Origin of the sequence: Sphingobium sufflavum, from assembly GCF_021403115.1 — a bacterium.
GTDB classification, from domain to species: domain Bacteria; phylum Pseudomonadota; class Alphaproteobacteria; order Sphingomonadales; family Sphingomonadaceae; genus Sphingobium; species Sphingobium sufflavum.
The window spans coordinates 23371-39910 of the sequence record NZ_JAJSSH010000007.1; the positions used below are offsets into that span (position 1 = coordinate 23371).

The 16540-nt window shown below is 68.2% G+C and carries 13 protein-coding genes; 5 read left to right on the top strand and 8 right to left on the bottom strand.

Annotation, left to right across the window (positions count from 1 at the left end):
* Window positions 1-36 precede the first annotated feature (36 nt).
* Genes LWE61_RS11435 through LWE61_RS11445 form a run of 3 tightly spaced genes read right to left on the bottom strand, consistent with a single transcriptional unit; the run spans window position 37 to window position 5892 of the window.
* The gene (locus tag LWE61_RS11435) at window positions 37-1491 is read right to left on the bottom strand and encodes an efflux transporter outer membrane subunit (RefSeq protein WP_234150200.1); all 1455 of its coding nucleotides are present in this window, start codon (window positions 1489-1491) and stop codon (window positions 37-39) included.
* Complete coding sequence (locus LWE61_RS11440) at window positions 1488-4685, bottom strand: efflux RND transporter permease subunit (protein WP_234150201.1); 3198 nt, start codon at window positions 4683-4685, stop codon at window positions 1488-1490. The genes LWE61_RS11435 and LWE61_RS11440 overlap by 4 nt, the downstream gene beginning before the upstream one ends.
* Window positions 4686-4689: 4 nt before the next feature.
* On the bottom strand, window positions 4690-5892 hold the full coding sequence (locus LWE61_RS11445; protein ID WP_234150202.1) for an efflux RND transporter periplasmic adaptor subunit: 1203 nt from the start codon (window positions 5890-5892) through the stop codon (window positions 4690-4692).
* A 233-nt stretch (window positions 5893-6125) separates the two neighbouring features.
* Here LWE61_RS11445 and LWE61_RS11450 point away from each other — a divergent pair, with 233 nt between their 5' ends.
* The 4 genes from LWE61_RS11450 (at window position 6126) to LWE61_RS11465 (ending at window position 8839) form a co-directional block, all read left to right on the top strand.
* Entirely contained in the window at window positions 6126-6530 is a 405-nt protein-coding gene (locus LWE61_RS11450; protein ID WP_234150203.1) for a winged helix-turn-helix domain-containing protein, read from the top strand.
* A gap of 165 nt (window positions 6531-6695) precedes the next feature.
* Window positions 6696-7496, top strand: a complete 801-nt coding sequence (gene modA / locus LWE61_RS11455; protein ID WP_234150204.1) for a molybdate ABC transporter substrate-binding protein — start codon at window positions 6696-6698, stop codon at window positions 7494-7496.
* Between the two features lies 1 nt (window position 7497).
* A complete protein-coding gene (gene modB / locus LWE61_RS11460; protein WP_234150205.1) occupies window positions 7498-8199 on the top strand; it encodes a molybdate ABC transporter permease subunit in 702 nt (233 codons plus the stop codon).
* The gene (locus tag LWE61_RS11465) at window positions 8189-8839 is read left to right on the top strand and encodes a molybdenum ABC transporter ATP-binding protein (protein WP_234150206.1); all 651 of its coding nucleotides are present in this window, start codon (window positions 8189-8191) and stop codon (window positions 8837-8839) included. The genes modB and LWE61_RS11465 overlap by 11 nt, the downstream gene beginning before the upstream one ends.
* On the opposite strand, the gene LWE61_RS11470 is transcribed toward LWE61_RS11465, so the two are convergent.
* Window positions 8834-9718 (bottom strand): cytochrome c peroxidase, encoded by an 885-nt coding sequence (locus LWE61_RS11470; protein ID WP_326490636.1) that lies wholly within the window; start codon window positions 9716-9718, stop codon window positions 8834-8836. The genes LWE61_RS11465 and LWE61_RS11470 overlap by 6 nt on opposite strands.
* A 93-nt stretch (window positions 9719-9811) precedes the next feature.
* Window positions 9812-10324: a homogentisate 1,2-dioxygenase gene (locus LWE61_RS11475; protein ID WP_234150207.1), complete on the bottom strand. Its 513-nt coding sequence runs from the start codon at window positions 10322-10324 to the stop codon at window positions 9812-9814.
* A gap of 155 nt (window positions 10325-10479) precedes the next feature.
* On the opposite strand from LWE61_RS11475, the gene LWE61_RS11480 reads away from it, so the two are divergent.
* Entirely contained in the window at window positions 10480-12579 is a 2100-nt protein-coding gene (locus LWE61_RS11480) for a TonB-dependent receptor plug domain-containing protein (protein WP_234150208.1), read from the top strand.
* 89 nt (window positions 12580-12668) lie between these two features.
* Here the strand turns inward: LWE61_RS11480 and paoC are convergent, their stop codons facing one another.
* The 3 genes from paoC to paoA are packed head-to-tail and all read right to left on the bottom strand — an operon-like array spanning window position 12669 to window position 16509.
* Window positions 12669-14870, bottom strand: a complete 2202-nt coding sequence (paoC, locus tag LWE61_RS11485) for an aldehyde oxidoreductase molybdenum-binding subunit PaoC (protein ID WP_234150209.1) — start codon at window positions 14868-14870, stop codon at window positions 12669-12671.
* Window positions 14867-15820, bottom strand: a complete 954-nt coding sequence (locus LWE61_RS11490) for an FAD binding domain-containing protein (RefSeq protein WP_234150210.1) — start codon at window positions 15818-15820, stop codon at window positions 14867-14869. Before LWE61_RS11490 ends, paoC begins: the two co-directional genes overlap by 4 nt.
* Complete coding sequence (gene paoA, locus LWE61_RS11495) at window positions 15817-16509, bottom strand: aldehyde dehydrogenase iron-sulfur subunit PaoA (protein ID WP_407696227.1); 693 nt, start codon at window positions 16507-16509, stop codon at window positions 15817-15819. The genes LWE61_RS11490 and paoA overlap by 4 nt, the downstream gene beginning before the upstream one ends.
* Window positions 16510-16540: the final 31 nt, after the last annotated feature.

Genomic DNA, 16540 nt, shown 5'->3' on the forward strand with positions numbered 1-16540 from the left:
ACGTCGCGCCCATTCCCCGCCGCTCGCGCGCCATGGTCAGCGTCGTTCCGGCTGGCCCGCGCCTTCCCAGCCGCCGCCCAGCGCCTTGAACAACGCCACCTGCGCCTCCGCCAGATCCGCATCGGACTGGGCCAGCGCGCCCCGCGCCGTCGCCCGGTCACGCTCCGCATCCAGACGTTGCAGGAAGCTGTCGCGCCCTTCGTTGAAGCGCAGTTCCGCAATCCTCGCCGCGCTGCTCGCCGCCGCCTCCGCACGGCGCAGGCCGCCATTTGCCTCGATCGCGGCGGCATAGCGGGCCAACGCCTGCTCCACCTCTTTCAGCGCGGTCAGCACCGTGCCGTCGAACACCGCCAGCGACGCATCCGCGCTCGCCCGCGCCTGTTTGATCCGCGCCCGCGCGACGCCGATATTGGGAAAGCTCCAGCTTATCAGCGGCCCGGCCGAGAAGTTGAACGAGGACGCCTTGCCCAGATTGTCGATGTCGGTCGCGCCCAGCGAGACCGATCCCATCAATTTGATCGACGGGAACAGCGCCGCCGTGGCCACGCCGATGCGCGCCGTCTCCGCCGCCAATGTCCGTTCCGCCTCGCGCACGTCCGCGCGCCGCGCCAGCAGCGCCGCGCCATCACCGACCGGGATCAGCGTCGTGACGGCCGGCGGCGTCCTGCACTGGCTGGCGTCCGCATCGACCTCCGCCGGGGTGCGCCCCGTCAGCGTGGCCAGCGCGTAGAGGGCGGATCGCCTCTCCGCTTCATAGGTTGGCACGCTCGCCCGTGCCCGTTCCGCCAACACGACCGCCTGATCGACATCGCGCCGCGTGCCCCGGCCCGCTTCCGCCAGCCGCCGCGTCAGGTCCAGCGTGCGGTCCTGTAACCGCGCCGTCTCGCGCGCCACCTCCGCCTGCGCGGCAAAGCTGCACGCCTGCGCATAGGTGCGCGCCGTCTCCGCCGCCACCGCGACCCGCGCGCCGTCCAGCGCCGCCGCCGCCGCGCCCGCATCCGCCCGCGCCGCCTCGACCGACCGGCTCACCCGGCCGAACAGGTCGACCTCATAGGCGGCGTCCAGCCCGACGGTAAAATAGTCGAATTCAAAGCCCGTGATCCCGCCGGTGCCGCCCGATGCGCCGCCTTGCGTGCCCAGTTGCTCCGCCCCGACCCGCTGGCGCGTATAGCCCGCCGACAGGTTCGTGGTGGGCAGGCGCCCCGTGCGCGACTCCGACAATAACGCGCGCGCGCGGCGCAGATTGGCCGACGCCTGCCGCACGTCGGTGTTATAGGTCAGTGCGTCCCGCACCAGCCGGTCCAGCGCCGGGTCGCGGAACAGCCGCCACCATTGCCCCTCCGCCGGGCCGGTCGCGACCTTGGTCACGCCGGGATCGACAAAGGCGACAGGCTTGCCCGCACCCTCGCCGGGCGCCTGCGGCCGTTCATAGCGCGGGCCGACCGCACAACCGGTCAGCAGCATCGAGAGGATCAGCGCAACCCGCTTCATTCGCCTGCCTCCGGCGCCACGGCCGCCCGCTTATATTTGCCCCGGTGGAACCGCTTCGCCAACCCTTCGCCCAGCGAGCGGCTGATGACGTAGAAGGCGGGCGTGAAGACCAGCCCGAATATGGTCACGCCGATCATGCCAAAGAAGACCGCCACGCCCAGCGCCTGCCGCATCTCCGACCCTGCGCCGCTGCTGATGACCAGCGGCAGCACGCCCAGGATGAAGGCGATGGAGGTCATCAGGATCGGCCGCAGCCGCTGGTGCGCCGCCCGCACGGCGGCGTCGCGGATGCTCAGTCCCTCATCCTCGCCCTGTTTGGAAAATTCGACGATCAGGATCGCATTCTTCGCCGCCAGGCCGATCAGCACGACAAGGCCGATCTGGGTCAGGATATTATTGTCCATACCCATCACATTGACGCCCAATATCGCCGCCAGCAGGCACATCGGCACGATCAGGATCACCGCCAGCGGCAGCACCAGACTCTCGTACAGCGCCGCCAGCAGCAGGAAGACGAACACCACGGCCAGCGCAAAGGCGATCAGGCCCGTGTTGCCCGCCTGCTTCTGCTCGAACGCCAGCTCCGTCCATTCATAGGCGAAACCGGCGGGCAGCACGCGGTCGGCCAGCTGCTCCATCGCGCCCAATGTCTCGCCGGTGGAGAAGCCCGGCTTGGTGTCGCCCTGCAATTCCGCGGCGGGATGCAGGTTGTAACGCACGACACGATACGGCCCGGCGTCATTCTTCAGCGCCATCACGCTGCTCATCGGCACCATCGCGCCGGATGCAGAGCGGGTTTTCAGCACCTGAATATCCGACGGATCGTCGCGATAGGCTGCGTCCGCCTGCGCCGTCACGCGATAGGTGCGGCCCAGGAAGTTGAAGTCGTTGACATAGGCCGACCCCAGATAGGCGTTGAGGGTGGAGAAGATATTCTGCACCGGAACGCCCATCCGCTCCGCCCGTTCGCGGTCGATGTCGGCCGACAGGCGCGGCGTGCCCGTGTTGAACAGCGCAAAGGCACCCGCGACCGGCTGGAGCTGGTTCGCCTCCATCATCATCTGGGTGGAGACGCGCGCCAGCTCGGCATAGCCCTTGCCGCCGCGATCCTCGATCATCATCTTGAAACCGCCGCCCGTGCCGATGCCGGCGACCGGCGGCGGGGCGATGACGAGGATGTCGCCGCCCTTGATCTCGCCAAAGGTGCCATAGAGCGCATTCTGCACGTCGGTCGCGGTCTGCTTGCGCTCGCCATGGGGGGACAGCACGAAGAAGATGACGCCTGCATTGGGCGCCGCGGCAAAGCTGGCCCCGTCGAGACCCGCAAAGCCCGCCGCATTATGCACGCCCGGCACCTTCAGCGCACGGCTGATCGCGTCCTGCATCACCGCGTCGGTGCGCTGGAGCGAGGAGCCGGGCGGCAACTGCACCGCCCCGATCAGATAGCCCTGGTCCTGCGGCGGGATGAAGCCCGTCGGCGTCGCCCAGAAACGCCAACCCGCCAGCGCGATCAGCAGCAGATAGACGATGCCGACCATCGCCAGCATCCGCACCAGCTTTGCCGTCACCCGGCCATACCGGTCGGACAGCCAGTCGAACCCGGCGTTGAAGCGATTGGCGAAGCGCGTGCCCCACCCGCGCCAGCCCGGCTTGACCACACCATGGCCATGCACATCGCCGCGCGGCCGCAGGATCATCGCCGACAGGGCGGGCGACAGGGTCAGCGACACGAAGGCGGAGATCAGCGTCGCGGACGAGATGGTGATCGCGAACTGCTGGTAGAATTGCCCCGAAATGCCGGGGATGAAGGCGGTGGGCAGGAACACGCCGACCAGCACCAGCGCGATGGCGATCAGCGCGCCCGACACCTCGTCCATCGTCTTGTGCGCGGCGTCGGCGGGGGAGAGCCCCTCCTCCTCCATCAGCCGCTCGACATTCTCGATCACGACGATGGCGTCGTCGACCACGATGCCGATGGCCAGCACCAGCCCGAACAGCGACAGATTGTTGAGCGAATAGCCGAACGCGGCCAGCGCGGCCAGCGCCCCGATCAGCGAGATCGGGATCGCCAGGATCGGAATGATCGCCGCGCGCCAGCTTTGCAGGAACAGCAACACGACCAGCGACACCAGGATGATCGCCTCGATCAGCGTGTGCTGCACGGCGGAGATGGACTCGCTGATATATTCGGTCGGGTCGTAATCGACGGAATAGACCAGTCCCGGCGGGAAATCCTTTGCCGCTTCCTTCAGCGCGGCGCGCACCGCGGACGCCGTCTCCAGCGCGTTGGAGCCGGGCAACTGCGACACGCCCATCGCAATGGCGTTCTCCTTGCCCAGATAGCTGTTGATGCCATAATCCTGCGCGCCCAGCTCGACCCGCGCCACATCGCGCAGCCGCGTCAGCCGGCCCGTGTCGTCGCGCTTGATGATGACCTGCTCAAATTCCTTGGGCGTGCCCAGCCGTCCCTGCGTCTGCACGCCCAGTTCGAAGGCGGAGGCCCCGCCCTTGCCATAGGGCGGCGCGCCGACCGTACCGGCGGCGACCTGCACATTCTGCTGGCGGATGGCGTTCACCACCTCGTCCACCGTCATGTCGCGCGCGGCGGCCAGGCCGGGGTCGATCCACACCCGCATACTATAATCGCGGCCACCGTTGAGCTGCGCCTGACCCACGCCCTGCACACGGGCCACCCGGTCCAGCACATTGACGTTCACATAATTGGAAATATAGCCCAGATCCAAAGACTTGTCGGGCGATCGGAAGAAGGCGACGAGCAGCAGGTCGGGCGAGGATTTCTCCACCTTCACGCCGATGCGCCGCACTTCCTCCGGCAGTCGCGGTTCCGCGCTGGTCACGCGGTTCTGCACCAGCACCTGCGCCTGATCGACGTCGGTGCCCTGACCGAAACTGACCACCATCGTCACCGCGCCATTGGCGGTGGAGGAGGAGGACATATAGATCATGCCCTGCACGCCGTTGATCGCCTGCTCCAGCGGAGCGGCCACCGTCTCAGCCAGCGTTTCCGCCGATGCGCCGGGGTAGGAGGCGTTCACCGTCACCGTCGGCGGCGCGATGTCGGGATATTGCGCGACGGGCAGCGTGGGATAGGCCAGCGCGCCGACGATCGCGATCAGGATCGACAGCACGGCGGCAAAGATCGGCCGCCGGATGAAAAAATGCGGCAGGTTCATGGGACTATTGCGCTCCTGCCGCGCCGGCGGTCGCCTGACCGGATGATGGTTCCTGCAACGGCGATGTCGGCGCCGCCTGCGCCTCCGGCCGGGGCTTGATCTGGCCGCGCTTCGGCGTCACCGGCGCGCCGGGGCGCACCCGGCCGATGCCGTCCAGCACGATCAGGTCGGTGGGCGCCAGCCCGCCCCTGATGATTCGCAGGCCCTCGACGCTCGCGCCGACCTCCACCAGCCGGGTGGCAGCCTTGTTCTCGCGATTGACGACATAGATCAGCCGCCGCGTCTGGTCGGTCACGATCGCCTCGTCCGGCACCAGCAGCGCCTTGTACGTGCCCGACCCCAGCAGCCGCGCCCGGCCGAACATGCCGGGCGTCAGAAACCGCTTGGGATTGGGCAGCACCGCACGCGCGCGGATCGTGCCGCTGTTCGGGTCGATATTATTGTCGAGGAAGGTCATATGACCCCGCCAGCGATAGCCGCTCTCGTCGGCAAGCTGGATTTCGATGGGGTTGGCGGTGTTGCGAGACGATCCGCGCTCCCCCCGCGCGGCCTGCCGCAAATTCTTGAGATAAAAGGATTCCGCGCCTTCAAAGGTGAACCAGATCGGGTCGAGCGAGACGAGCCGGGTCAGCACCGTGTCCCCATCCTTCACCGAATCGCCCAGGCTGACCCGCCGGTCCGAAATACGACCGCTGAACGGCGCGCGGACCGTGGTGAAACCGACATTCAGGCCGGCGCCGCTCACCGCCGCGCGGGCGGCGGCCAGATCGGCCTCCGCACTGCGCTGCGTTGCAATATTGGCTTCCAGTTCCTCTTTGCTCACCGCCTGCGCAGCGGCCAGCGCGCGGCTGCGCTGCGTCACCTGCCGGGCGTTGGCGGCGGCCGCTTCCGCACGGGCGACCTGCGCGCGCGCCTGTTCCAGCGTGGCGCGATAGGGGCGCGGGTCGATGGTGAACAGCGCCTGCCCGGCCTGCACATCCTGCCCGTTGCTGAAATGAATGGCGGTGATGACGCCGTTGACGCGCGGGCGAATCTCCACATCCTGCGGCGCTTCGAACCGGCCGGTGTAGTCGTCCCAGTCCACCACGTCCCGCTGGAGCGGGGTCGCGACCGTCACCTGCGGCGGGGGCGGCGCGGGCGGGGCTTCGCCGCCACCGCATGCACTCAGGAGAAGCGCGCCACTCACAATTGTTGACCGGAACCGCACGCCTTGATCTCCCTGTTGCGCTGCAACACCTACGCCCGGCCGCCGCCCGTTGCAACCCGCAACGGATCGTTGTTGCGAAGCAATCGCAGCATTGGCCATTCTGCGCGAATACCCCGCAACCCGCTTCCCTGCCTTGTTTCCCTGTCTCGCGTGATTACGGCCCGTCACGCTCCACTGTCACATCCTCCTGTCCCCGATGGCCTCCCCCCCGATCTTTCGGTAGGAGGAAAGCCATGCCGACCGACCCCACCGATTCCAGCGATCCCGCGCCCACCCTCTCCATCCGCACCCGCCTTTATTGTGGCGAGGACATCGCGATGGGGCCGGGCAAGGTGGCCCTGCTGGAGGCGATCGCGCGGGAAGGCTCCATCTCCGCCGCCGGGCGCGCGCTGGGGATGAGCTATCGGCGGACATGGATGCTGGTCGACACGATGAACCGCTGCTGGGTCACGCCGCTGGTGGAAACGGCGGCGGGCGGCACGCAGGGCGGCGGGGCGCGGCTCACCGACCTTGGCCAGACTGTGGCGGCGCACTATCGCGACCTGGAAGCCCGCATCGCCGCCGCCGCGGAAGGCGCGGCATGGGACAGCCTGCGCGCAGCGATGCTGCCCCGGCCCAAACCGTCGCAGAAGGGTTGATCGGTCGGCTCTCTGCCCCTCCGTCATCCCGTCATCCCGTCATCCCGTCATCCCGTCATCCCGTCATCCCGTCATCCCGTCATCCCGTCATCCCGTCATCCACGCCTCTGGCATCGTCGCCCATACGCTGTATATAGCGAAAAACAGCGACCCTTGGGGACCGACATGAACCGTATCGACATGCGCCACAGGGCCAGCCGCCTTTGCCTGTTCCTCCTGGTGCTGCTGGCGGGCGTCGCTCCCGCCGGGGCGCAGGGCGGTGCGGCGCCGTCGAAGGGGCCTCTGGTCCTCGCCGCCGCCAGCCTCCAGGAATCCCTGACCGCCGCGGCGGACGTCTGGACCGCCCGCCGCCATCCCCGTCCCATCCTCTCCTTCGCCGCCTCCTCCGCCCTCGCCCGGCAGATCGGGTCGGGCGCGCCCGCCGACCTCTTCATCTCCGCCGACGAACCGTGGATGGACGATGTCGCGGCCAAGGGACTGCTGCGCCCCGGCACGCGCCTGTCCTACATTTCCAACAGGCTCGTTTTAGTGGCTTCGGTTGGTCATCCTGTAAAATTGACCATCCGCCGCAAATTCCCCCTCGCCGCCGCGCTCGGCACCGGCCGCCTCGCCATGGCCGACCCGGACTCCGTTCCCGCGGGCAAATATGGCAAGGCCGCGCTCACCGCCCTCGGCGTCTGGTCCAGCGTCGAGCCGCGCGTCGCCCGCGCCGAGAATGTCCGCGCCGCCCTCGCCCTGGTCGAACGGGGAGAGGCACCACTCGGCATCGTCTATGCCACCGACGCGCTGGCGTCGAAGGGCGTCCGCGTCATCGGCACCTTCCCCGCCAGCAGCCACCCGCCGATCACCTATCCCATCGCCGTCCTGAAAAGCGCGACCAGCCGCGACGCCGAATCCTTTCGCCGCTTCCTGATCTCGCGCGAGGGTAAGGCGATCTTCGCCCGCTACGGCTTCACGCCCCGATAACATGGCGCTGCTCAGTCCGGAGGAATGGGAGATCATCACCCTGTCGCTCAAGGTCGGCGGGGTTGCTGTGGCGGGCACGATGCCGGTCGCCTTCCTCTTCGCCTGGCTGCTCGCCCGCGTCCGCTTTCCGGGCAAGCTGCTGCTCGACGGCATCGTCCACCTGCCGCTCGTCCTGCCGCCGGTGGTGACGGGCTGGCTGCTGCTGCTGGCGTTCGGCAATAACGGCCCGGCGGGGCGTTTCTTCGCCGAGACATTCGAACTCACCTTCATGTTCCGCTGGACCGGAGCCGCGCTCGCTGCCGCTATCATGGCGCTCCCCCTGATGGTTCGCGCCATCCGCCTCTCCCTCGAAGCGGTCGACCGGCGGCTGGAGGGAGCGGCACGTACGCTGGGCGCAGGCCCAGTCCGCACCTTCCTGACCATCACCCTGCCGCTGTCCCTGCCCGGCGTGCTGGCCGGCGCGGTGCTGGGTTTCGCCCGCTCCATCGGTGAATTTGGCGCGACGATCACCTTCGTCTCCAATATCCCCGGCGAGACACGCACCCTGCCCCTCGCCATCTACAGCGCGCTCCAGATGCCCGGCGGCGAGCAGACCGTCACCCGTCTCGCCTTCATCGCGGCGCTGCTATCGCTCGCCGCGCTGATGATATCGGAGATACTGGCCCGCCGCGCCGGATCGGGACGGGGCGGCCATGTCCTCTGACCCCGCGCATCCCGCCCCCCTCGCGTTCGACATCGACGTCAGCCGCCGCCTCGGCGACGCCTCCATCCGCCTGACGCTGCGCGCGGATCCGGGCCTGACCGCGCTCTTTGGCCCATCGGGCGCGGGAAAGACCAGCATCCTCAACATGGTCGCGGGCCTCCTCCGCCCGGACGAGGGGCATATCAGGGTCGCGGGCGAGACGCTGTTCGATGCCGCCCGCCGCGCCGACCTGCGCCCGGAACGCCGCCGCGCGGGCTATGTCTTTCAGGACGGCCGCCTTTTTCCCCACTGCCGTGTCCGGGCGAACCTCCTCTATGGCGTGCAGCGGGTCGCGCAGGGGGATCGCTGGATGACCCTGGACGAGGCGGTCGCCTTCCTCGGCATCGGCGCCCTCCTCGACCGCTTGCCCCACACCCTGTCCGGCGGCGAAGCGCAGCGCGTCGCCATCGGCCGCGCCCTCCTCTCCTCCCCCCGCTTCCTGCTGATGGACGAGCCGCTCGCCTCCCTCGACGCCGCCCGGCGGGAGGAGATCATGACCGTCATCGAACGCATCCGTGACGAGTTAAAACTGCCCATCCTCTACGTCAGCCACGACCGGGCGGAGGTGGAGCGGCTGGCCACCACCATCGTGCCACTATAGCCGCCTTCCGCACGCCCGGTCCGGCATGGACAGGCGAGGATCGGTAACGAAATCCTGGTCGGTCAGCGCCTCCAAAAAGGAGATGATCGCGGCTCGATCGGTCCCGACAATGCCCAGACGATGGCGGTCGATCGCCTCCGCCAGCCCGCCTGACAGGCCATCATGGAAATAGGGGGCGGTCAGCGCCACATTCCGCAGACCCGGCGTACGAAAACGACCGTCGTCCTCGACCCGTCCGGTCGCTTCGCCCAATCCCCGCTCCCCGGCAACGGGCGCTTCCAGACGATGGAAGGCCCCGTCGGTGAAATGTGGCCCGGCATGGCACCCGGCACAGGCTGGCGCGAACAGCGCCGCACCCCTGCGCGCTTCATCCGACAATGCGCCCCGGTCGTAGGGGCTGCCGAAGGAGATCAGCGTCCGCTCGAACGCTGCAATTGCCTTCGCCACCGTCGCCATGCCGATGGCGCCCCGCTCCTTGGGAAAGGCCTTCGCGAATTGCCTTACATAACAGGGATCGCGAGAGAGCCGGGCGGCGATCTCCGCCTCCTGCCCCTTCATCCCCATCTCGACCGGATGCTCGCCCAGCAAGGGGACCAGCAACTGCATCTCCAGCGTCGTCTGGCGCGGATCGGCCCAGGTCAGCGGGGCAAGCCAGCCGACATTGGCGAGGCCCTGCACATTGCGCCGCCCCGGATCGCCATGCACGCCGGGGCGCGTGCGGTTGCCGTCGGCAAAGGCGCGCTTCTGCTCATGGCAGGCCGAACAGGCCATAGTGCCGTCCACCGACAGGTCCGCATCATAGAAGAGCCGCCGCCCCAGTTCGACCCGCGCCGCCGTCATGCCATTGTCGGCGGGCACCGGCGGCGCAGTGATACCCACCGGCAATCCCATCGCCATCCGGGCGCAGCCGCGCCACCGACGCCCGTCGTCAGCAGCAGCGCCGCGATCAGGCCCGCCCATTGTGCGTGCATGTCAGGGCAGTCGCGCGATCATCACCGGCAAGCTTTCCGCGCCGTTCGCGGCCAGTTGCAGCACATGGCGGCCGGGGGTGAGCGGGAAGTCCACCATCTTGCGGACGCCCGAACACTCCGGGCCATGGCCATGGGCGGTGGAGGCAACCGCCTTGCCGTCGCGCAACAGGTCGATCCACGCACCGGACCCCAGCGCCACCCGGTAGAGGCCCGGCTGCTTCACGGTAAAGGTGAACAGGCCGCCATAGCTGACCGAGCCACCGGGCTTTTCCGGGCGCAGGAGATAGCGGACATCTGCGGTGCGGCGGAGCGTGGCATCCACCGCCTGCCCGACGGTCAGCACCGCCCGGCCCAACCCCGCCCTGTCCTTCGCCGCCGGGGCGAGAGAGCGGTTCGACCAACCGGATAATTCGGGCGGCAAGGCGACCCGCACCAGCGCGCAGTCGGGCGCGGGGCGTTCCGCCGCGGGGGCCGCGGGCTGGGCCAAAACGGCGCCCGGCGTCAGGGCGGACATTACAACTATACCAACCAAAAAGCCCTTTTTGCGCCGGCCCCAAATGCCCGTTTCCATGCCCATTTTCACCCTTCCCTTCCAACATCATAGCTATATACGGCGAGATATAGCGACTCGCCAGACAATTGTGGGCGCGGACAAAAGGGGCTTTATCCATGCGTTATTCGACCGCGCTCGCGGCCACGGCATCCTTCATCCTGTCGGTTCCCGCCGCCGCGCAAACGGCAGCGGCAGCGCCCGACACCGCCAGCGACGCCTTCACCCTGGGCCAGATCACCGTCGTCGGCGCGAAGACGAACGACCTCACCATCGGCACCAGCAACCTGAACGCGGAGGCGATGCTGACCTTCAACCGGCCCACGCTGGACGAGGCGGTGAACCTGATCCCCGGCGTCACCGCATCCAACAGCGGCGGATCGCGCAACGAGCGGCTGATCTTCGTGCGCGGTTTCGACCGGTTCCAGGTGCCCCTCTCCATCGACGGCATCCGCGTCTACCTGCCCGCCGACAACCGGCTGGACTTCGGGCGCTTCCTGACCGCCGACGTGTCAGAGGTGCAGGTGGCCAAGGGATACGCCTCCGTCCTGGACGGTCCGGGCGCGATGGGCGGTGCGATCAACCTCGTCACCCGCAAGCCGACCAAGGCGCTGGAAGCGGAAGTCGGCGGCACGCTGAACCTCGACCATGACGCCAATTATAGCGGCTATAATGTCTTCGCGCTGCTCGGCACGAAGCATGACCAATGGTATGCGCAGGCCAGCTTCACCCGCAATTTCCGCGACCATTGGGATCTGGCCAGCGGCTTCCGCCCGACCGTCAACGAGGATGGCAGCCCGCGCGACTTCACCAGGACCGCCGACTGGCGCGCCAATGTGAAAGTCGGCTTCACCCCCAACGCCACCGACGAATATTCGCTGAGCTATACCCGGCAGGAAGGGTCGAAGAACGCGCCCCTGCACATCACGGAGACGAGCCAGCAGGTCCGCCGTTTCTGGAGCTGGCCGGAATGGAATATCGACAGCGTCTATTTCCTGTCCACCACCGCGCTGGGCGAGAAGGCGACGCTCAAGACCCGCGTCTATTATAATGAATTCTACAACATGCTGCGGTCGTTCAACAACGCCAGCCAGACGACGCAGACGACCACCGGCGGCAGCAGCGGCGGCCCGGCGACGTTCGACAGCCCGTACAGCGACAATGCCTATGGCGGCGCCGTCCAGCTCGACGCCAAGCTGACCGGACGCGACACGCTCAGCGTCGCGGTGCATTACCGTCGCGACGAGCATAATGAGCGCCAGATTTCCGCGCCGGGCATCCCCACCAACGTCTATGAACCCAACCAGCGCAACGTGGAGACGACCTATAGCGTCGCGGTGGAAAATCGGCTGGACGTGTCCGACAGCCTGCGCCTGACGCTGGGCGCCAGCTATGACTGGCGCGACACCGCGCAGGCGGAGGAATATAGCGGCGCGCGCGGCCTCTACAGCTTCCCGCTCGTCAATGCCGATGGCTGGAACGGACAGGGCCGGCTGGACTGGACGGGCGGCGATGGCACCAACGCCTATGCCAGCGTCTCCTCGCGCGTCCGTTTCCCCACCATCTTCGAACGGTTCAGCAGCCAGTTCAACAACGCCGACCCCAACCCCTATCTGAAGCCGGAGCGGGCCACCAATTTCGAGGTCGGCGGCGGTCGCCAGTTCGGCCCCGCCCATGTCTCCGTCGCAGCCTTCTACAGCCGCCTGACCGACGCGCTGGTGTCCATCCGCAACGGTACGCTCAACCGCCGCGAGAATATCGGGTCCGCCGACTATTATGGCGCGGAACTGTCGTTGGAGGCGCAGATCACACCCGCGCTGCGGATCGGCGGCAACTACAGCTATATCCACCGCACATTCGATGTGGGCGCGGCCCCCATCGGCGGCTTCATCCGCCAGTTCCAACTGACGGACGTGCCGGAGCACAAGGGTTTCGCCTATGTCTCCTGGCGGCCTGTCGAACGGCTGGAGATCGTGCCCAGCCTAGAGGTGGCGTCCAGCCGCACGACCGTCACCGCCATCACCGCCAATGCGGACGCGCCGACCTATTATCCCACCGGCTCCTACGCCAATGGCGCGATCCGGGTGGATTATGCGGTGCTGCCGCAGGTGACGCTGGGCGTGGGCGCGAAGAATCTGTTCGATCAGAATGTGGTGCTGACCGATGGTTTCCCGGAGCCGGGGCGCAGCTTCTTCCTGAGCGTCCGCGCGAAATATTGAGGGGATGGGGCGTGGGTGATGGCCCACGCCCCATCGTCCTTCGGATATTTTCCAAGCCGTCGACCGTAAACGGTCAACCGGGAAATGCCCTAGACCGCCGGCAGTCCGCCGATCAGCTTGTCCAGCGTGATGGGATAGTCGCGCACCCGCACCCCGCAAGCGTTGTAGATGGCGTTGGCCACCGCCGCGCCGACGCCGCAGATGCCCAGTTCGCCCACGCCCTTGGCCTTCATGGGGGAGGAGATGGGGTCCACCTCATCGAGGAAGATCACCTCCTGATGCGGGATGTCGGCATGGACCGGCACCTCATAGCCGGCGAGGTCGTGGTTGACGAAGAAGCCGAAGCGGCGGTCCACCACCAGTTCCTCCATGAGCGCCGCGCCGACTCCCATGACCATCGCGCCGATCACTTGGCTGCGCGCGGTCTTGGGGTTCAGGATGCGGCCCGCCGCGCACACCGCCAGCATCCGCCGCACCCGCACTTCGCCGGTCGCCGCATCCACCGCCGCCTCCACGAAATGCGCGCCGAAGGTGGACTGCTGATAGCGTTTGTCGAGGTCGCCATATTCGATGGCGTCGTCCACCGTCAGATCACCCTCCGCCGCCGCCTGCGCCAGCGGCACATGGCGGTTGCCCGCGCGGACCATGCCGTCCTCAAAGACCGTCTCGGCGGAGTTGAAGCCCAGTTTCAGCGCCACATCCTCCCGCAACTTCATACAGGCGGCAAAGACGCCGGAGGTGGCATTATGCGCGCCCCACTGGCCGCCCGACCCCGCCGACACGGGGAAACGGGAATCGCCCAGCAGCACCTCCACACTGTCCAGCGGCACGCCCATCGCTTCCGCTACGGTCTGAGCGATGATGGTGTAGCTGCCGGTGCCGATGTCGGTCATGTCGGTCATCACCGTCACCCGCCCATCGCGGTTCAGCACGACGCGCGCGGCGGACTTCATCGGGACATTGTTGCGGAAGGCGGCGGCGACGCCCATCCCGACCAGCCAGCGCCCGTCCCGCACCGCGCCGGGTGCGCGGCGCCGGTCCCAGCCGAACGCCGCCGCCCCCTCCTCGAAACAGCGGGTCAGTTGCCGCAGGGAGTAAGGCCGTTCGGGATTTTCGGGGTCGACCTGCGTATCGTTCAGGATGCGAAAGGCGATGGGGTCCAGCCCCAGCCTCTCCGCCATCTCGTCCATCGCGATTTCCAGCGCCATCATGCCGGGGGCCTCGCCGGGCGCGCGCATTGCCCCGCCCTCCGGCAGGTCCAGCACCGCGAGCCGGGTGGTGGTCATGCGATCCGCCCCGGCATAGAGATAGCGCGTCTGCTGCACCGCCGCCTCCGCCGATCCGCCGGGCAGGTTGCCGGACCAGCCCTCATGCCCGATGGCGGTGATCCGCCCGTCCGCCGTCGCGCCGATGCGGATGCGCTGGAGGGTGGCGGGGCGGTGGGTGGTGTTGTTGATCGACTGGGGCCGGGTGAGCGCGACCTTGACCGGCCGCCCCACCGCCCGCGCGCCGACCGCCGCCAGCAAAGCATCCGCCCGCACGCCCAGTTTCGCCCCGAACCCGCCGCCGATATAGGGGGAGAGGATGCGGACATTCTGCGGGTCGAGGCCGAGAAGCATCGCCATGGCGCGCCGCGCGCCCGCGATCATCTGGCTGGAGGTCCACAGGGTCAGCGCCTCCCCTTCCCACAGGGCGAGCGAGGCGTGCGGCTCCATCATCACATGGCTATGATCGGGGGTGCTGTACTGCTGGTCGAACCGGACCGGGGCCGCCGCGAAGGCCGCATCGAAATCGCCCACCGCCGTGTCCGACTCCCCGCCGAAGATGGACGGGGGCATGACCGCGGCGTCCTTCTCCGCCGCGAGGTCGTAGCGGCCCTGTTCGCGGGCATAGTCGATGCGGATCAGCCGGGTGGCGGCGCGCGCCTCCTCGAAACTCTCCGCCACGACGAGGGCCACCGCCTGATCGTAGGAGCTGACGCGCGGCCCGGCGAGCAGCGCCAGCGGCGGCCCCTTGGGCTGCGCGATCTTGCCCGCATTCTCATACGTGATGACCGCCAGCACGCCGGGCGCCGCCTCTGCCGCCGCCGTGTCGATGGACCGGATACGCCCGGTGGCGATGGCCGCGCCCAGTATGACGCCATAGGCCGGGTTCGGAACGGCCGCATGATGCTCATAGGCGTAGGGCGCGCGGCCGCTGGTCTTGAGCGGACCGTCGATGCGGTCGACGGGATGGCCGATGATCGTCAGCCGGTCGATGGCGTTGCCGGTGGCGGGCGTATCGAACTTCATGGCCGCACCTCCGCCAGCGCGGAGACAAGCGTTCGCTCCACCAGTGGCAGCTTGAAGGCGTTTTCGCTCGTCGTCTTCGCCCCGGTCAGCAATGCCTCGACCGTCGCCCGCGCCCCGCGCGGGAGCAGCGCGTCGGCATCCTCCACGCGCCAGGGCCGGGGCGCGACCCCGCCCAGCGCCACCCGGCCGGAGCCATCCTCCTGCACCACCATGCCCACCGCGATCAGCGCGAAGGCATAGCTGCTGCGGTCGCGCACCTTGCGATAGACATGGGTGCCGCCGATGGGCGGCGGCAGGGTGACGGCGGTGATGAGTTCGCCCGGCTCCAGCCCATGTTCGACATGGGGCGTGTCGCCGGGGAGGGTCAGCAGGGTCGCGACCGGAATCGCATGGGTGCTGCCGTCCGCGCGCACCGTCTCCACTATTGCGTCCAGCAGGCGCATCGCCACCGCCATGTCGCTGGGGTGGGTGGCGATGCACACCTCGCTCGCGCCGACGACCGCATGGTTGCGGCTGAACCCGCCGATAGCCGCACAGCCGCTGCCCGCCATGCGCTTGTTGCACGGCTGGTTGCCATCGTAGAAATAGGGGCAACGGGTGCGCTGGAGCAGGTTGCCCGCCGTCGTCGCCTTGTTCCGCAACTGCCCGGATGCCCCGGCCAGCAGCGCACGGGCCAGCACCGCATAGTCGCGCCGCACCCGCCGGTCTGCGGCCAGGTCGCTGTTGCGGACCAGCGCGCCGATCCGCAGGCCACCCTCCGGCGTCTCCTCGATCCGGTCCAGCCCGGCCAGCCGGCTGATGTCCACCAGATGGGCCGGCGTCTCAATCTCCAGCTTCATCAGGTCGAGCAGGTTGGTGCCGCCCGCAATGAAGCGCGCGCCGGGCGTTCCCGCCACCCGCGCCGCCGCCGCCGCGGGCGAGGTCGCCCGTTCATAGTCGAACGTCCTCATACCCGTTCCTCCGCCGCATCGGTGATGGCGTCCACGATATTGGAGTAAGCGCCGCAGCGGCACAGGTTGCCGCTCATCCGCTCGCGTATCTCCTCCCCGCTGAAGGTAGCGGGCGCGTCGAGGTCCGGGCTGACATGGCTGGGCATGTCGGCGCGTATCTCGTCCAGCGCCGCGACCGCCGAGCAGATCTGCCCCGGCGTGCAATAGCCGCATTGATAGCCGTCATGCTTGATGAAGGCCGCCTGCATCGGGTGCAGGTCGCCAGGCGCGCCCAGCCCCTCGATCGTGGTGATCGCGTCCCCGTCGTGCATCACCGCCAGCGTCAGGCAACTGTTGATGCGCCGCCCCTCCACGATGACGGTGCAGGCCCCGCACTGGCCATGGTCGCACCCCTTCTTGGCCCCGGTCAGGTGAAGATGCTCGCGCAGCGCATCCAGCAGGGTCGTGCGCGTGTCCAGTTCCAGCGCATGATCCTGACCATTGACCGTGAGAGCGAGGCTATGACGCACAGGCGATGACCTTATTCCAGAAAAACGCTGGCTTGCGGGATGCCGGGCCGCGTGGTCGCGTACCCCAAAGGAAACCGGAGCCAGCGGCGCGGCGACCCGGCCGATTGCCGCGCGGGAATAGGGCACAAGCGCCGATACTGTCCATAGCCACCTTCGCGCAGGAGGGATGATGCAGGGCATAGCGGGCGGAAGCGCCAGAGGTTCCGCCCGA

Bases quoted from the DNA above. Each gene is read 5' to 3' on its own strand.
- LWE61_RS11435 (WP_234150200.1), bottom strand. From the start codon at position 1,491: ATGAAGCGGGTTGCGCTGATCCTCTCGATGCTGCTGACCGGTTGTGCG.
- LWE61_RS11440 (WP_234150201.1), bottom strand. From the start codon at position 4,685: ATGAACCTGCCGCATTTTTTCATCCGGCGGCCGATCTTTGCCGCCGTG.
- LWE61_RS11450 (WP_234150203.1), top strand. From the start codon at position 6,126: ATGCCGACCGACCCCACCGATTCCAGCGATCCCGCGCCCACCCTCTCC.
- modA (WP_234150204.1), top strand. From the start codon at position 6,696: ATGAACCGTATCGACATGCGCCACAGGGCCAGCCGCCTTTGCCTGTTC.
- modB (WP_234150205.1), top strand. From the start codon at position 7,498: ATGGCGCTGCTCAGTCCGGAGGAATGGGAGATCATCACCCTGTCGCTC.
- LWE61_RS11465 (WP_234150206.1), top strand. From the start codon at position 8,189: ATGTCCTCTGACCCCGCGCATCCCGCCCCCCTCGCGTTCGACATCGAC.
- LWE61_RS11475 (WP_234150207.1), bottom strand. From the start codon at position 10,324: ATGTCCGCCCTGACGCCGGGCGCCGTTTTGGCCCAGCCCGCGGCCCCC.
- LWE61_RS11480 (WP_234150208.1), top strand. From the start codon at position 10,480: ATGCGTTATTCGACCGCGCTCGCGGCCACGGCATCCTTCATCCTGTCG.
- paoC (WP_234150209.1), bottom strand. From the start codon at position 14,870: ATGAAGTTCGATACGCCCGCCACCGGCAACGCCATCGACCGGCTGACG.
- LWE61_RS11490 (WP_234150210.1), bottom strand. From the start codon at position 15,820: ATGAGGACGTTCGACTATGAACGGGCGACCTCGCCCGCGGCGGCGGCG.
- paoA (WP_407696227.1), bottom strand. From the start codon at position 16,509: ATGCCCTGCATCATCCCTCCTGCGCGAAGGTGGCTATGGACAGTATCG.